This window comes from Prevotella sp. S7-1-8, assembly GCF_000758925.1.
In the GTDB taxonomy this organism is placed as follows: Bacteria; Bacteroidota; Bacteroidia; order Bacteroidales; family Bacteroidaceae; genus Prevotella.
In genome coordinates this window covers 1-2,432 of record NZ_JRNC01000119.1, presented here as the reverse complement: position 1 = coordinate 2,432, position 2,432 = coordinate 1, and the positions used below count along the sequence as shown (strand labels likewise).

The following is a 2,432-nucleotide window of genomic DNA, read 5'->3' as shown; positions in this document are numbered from 1 at the left end:
ACTCATTATCAATGATATTCACTCTTTTTCCTCGCATTTCCCTGCACTTCATCGGTGTCATATAATCAGCCAAAATATCATTTATTTTGCAGTCAGAACGAGCGAACAATGGCATGATGATACAAGTAAAAGATACATCGTATTACCGTTGGCTTACACCAAAGATGACAAGAACGAACGAAACATATTCATAACAATTTGTTGTCATGACAAACTATTGTCAGTACAACAGATTGTAAGAACTATAAATCGTCCTTTCAGACTATCGCACGAACCATACGCAGCCAGAACAAACTGTCTGCTGATACTTCTCAAAAATGAGAGAACATCCAAACATCAAATAGACAAGTAATATGAACTAAGAAATTATCATTATGGAGAACAAACAACAACGCCCCATCTTTCTGGGGTTCTCCTCGCAAAAGGGAGGAGTCGGAAAAAGCACGCTTGCCGAAATCGTAAGCAGCATATTGTACTACGAACAGGGTATCAACCTCTTCGTGGTGGACTGCGACCTGTCTCAGGATTCCTTTTACAAGCTGAGAGAACGTGAGAAGAGTGTCATTCAGGGAAGCGAGGAGCTTTCCAAGTCCATGCAGGCATTCTTTCAGCACCTCGGCAAAAAGGCATACAGAATTTATAAGTCCAGCCCCAAGGAAGCCGTCAAGACAGCACAAAGTAAGATTGACGCTATCAGCAATGAGAAGTACCAGTTGGTTGTGTTCGACTTTCCCGGTCATGCAGGAACAACGGAGTTGATGGAACTGTCCCTTCAGATGGACTATATCCTGTCTCCACTTGAAGCCGACATACAGTCACTCGTCTCCTGCATGGCATACGCCAAGACCATCACGGATATTGGTGTTTCTATGTCCGACTCACGGATAAAGGACATTATCCTGTTCTGGAACAAGGTGGACAGAAGGGTGAGGAACGTCATCATTGACGAATACACAAAGCTTATCCAAGGACACGAACTCACACTCCTGCCCAGCTATGTATATGCCACGCACCGCTTCTCTCACGAACTTTCCACATACGGGCTGCGTGGTGTGTTCCGTTCCACCTATCAGCCTCCTGCAAAGGGACTGCGAACGGGTACGGGGCTGGATGAACTCGTCTCCGAGATAATTCAACGTCTCAAACTAAAAACGAAAACAGAAAATGGCAACGATTGAGGAAAGAAAGCAGCAACTGGAAAAGAAGCTGAAGAAAATGGCAGAGGACAATGTAGTGGTGAAACCTGTCACGGTCCCCAACCCCTTCGACCCTTCTGAGGACACAGAACCTTCCCCTGCAACATTACAAGAGGAAGACGAAAGTCCGGAAGAAACGAAACCAACAAACGAAAAACCGACAGATGAAACAGAAGGTGGGACAACCGGAAACACTGAGCCGAAAAGAGAAAGGAAGCCAAGAATGGAAAAGTCTGGCAGGTCGTCCCTTTCCATAGAGGAATACCGTTCCCTATACTTTCATCCCGTGCGTTCGCAAATGCGGACGGCTTTCTCCATCAATTTGGAGACATTACAGAACCTGCGCAATGTGCTACAAGACTTAGGAGAAAGGGTATCTATTGCTTCCTATATTGATAATATCCTCCGGGAGCATCTGCGGGAACATCAGGAACTTCTCAATAATGCAGCAGCAAAGCAAAGACGTAAGACAACAATAACACTATGATGGAAACAATACTTTTCAGTTTTATACTGGTACTCATCATCATTTGGATGATGCTTGGTATCTTGTATTTCTATATGCGGTATGTATCTCCGTATGACTTCATTATCAAGAAAAACGGAAAGAGCGATGAAGATAGCAAGAAGAAAGAAGCAACGAAGAAAAAAGACGGACAGAAAGGAAAAGGAACAATAGAGCAAGCCGAGTTTGTACTGATTGGAAAAAGCCGTTCCACTTCCCCGATTATCCCACAAATTCCCTCTGTTTCATCATCTGAAAATTCGGAGCAGAATAATAATAATTTTGCACCGCAGAACTCCGAAAAGGAGGAAGAAATGAAAGAGGACAACGAAATGGACATTGATTTCGAGATGGAGAGAGTGGACGAAGATGAGATTGTCCGTGAGGAATTAAACCTATCCATCGAGCCCACATCGGGCGAAGCCGAAATGTCGGAGCAATCCGTCCTCGCACGTGACTTAGTCCGCCTGCAAAAGTGGGCAAAGAACAGTGAGGAGGCTGATGAGGAAGAAGTCAAAGAGACAGTTCGGCAGCTTCAAGACTCTGACCTATTGGATAAGTACAAAGAAAACATCGCCAAGATGCTGGGTGAACAAGCCTCGCTATTGGAGAAAATCCGTAAGGCGGAAGAAAAGGAAGATCAGAGTGCTCAACCAGCAATGCCTTCATCACAAGACCCAACACCTCCTGTTTCTGGCATATCTGACACAGCAGTGGGCGATGCTGACGAT

3 protein-coding genes are annotated in these 2,432 nt (G+C 44.8%); all 3 read left to right on the top strand.

Annotated elements, in window-relative coordinates; translation table 11 throughout:
* The first annotated feature begins 374 nt into the window (after positions 1 to 374).
* Positions 375 to 1,178, top strand: coding sequence for a ParA family protein (locus HMPREF1640_RS12140; RefSeq protein WP_036895251.1), 804 nt, complete (start codon positions 375 to 377; stop codon positions 1,176 to 1,178).
* On the top strand, positions 1,165 to 1,683 hold the full coding sequence (locus tag HMPREF1640_RS12135) for a DUF3408 domain-containing protein (RefSeq protein WP_004348194.1): 519 nt from the start codon (positions 1,165 to 1,167) through the stop codon (positions 1,681 to 1,683). The genes HMPREF1640_RS12140 and HMPREF1640_RS12135 overlap by 14 nt, the downstream gene beginning before the upstream one ends.
* Positions 1,680 to 2,432, top strand: a 753-nt coding sequence (locus HMPREF1640_RS12130) for a hypothetical protein (protein ID WP_036895253.1), incomplete at its 3' end; no start/stop codon positions are given. The genes HMPREF1640_RS12135 and HMPREF1640_RS12130, both read left to right, overlap by 4 nt.

Coding starts and splice junctions, on each gene's coding strand:
- HMPREF1640_RS12140 (WP_036895251.1), top strand. CDS start 375: ATGGAGAACAAACAACAACGCCCCATCTTTCTGGGGTTCTCCTCGCAA.
- HMPREF1640_RS12135 (WP_004348194.1), top strand. CDS start 1,165: ATGGCAACGATTGAGGAAAGAAAGCAGCAACTGGAAAAGAAGCTGAAG.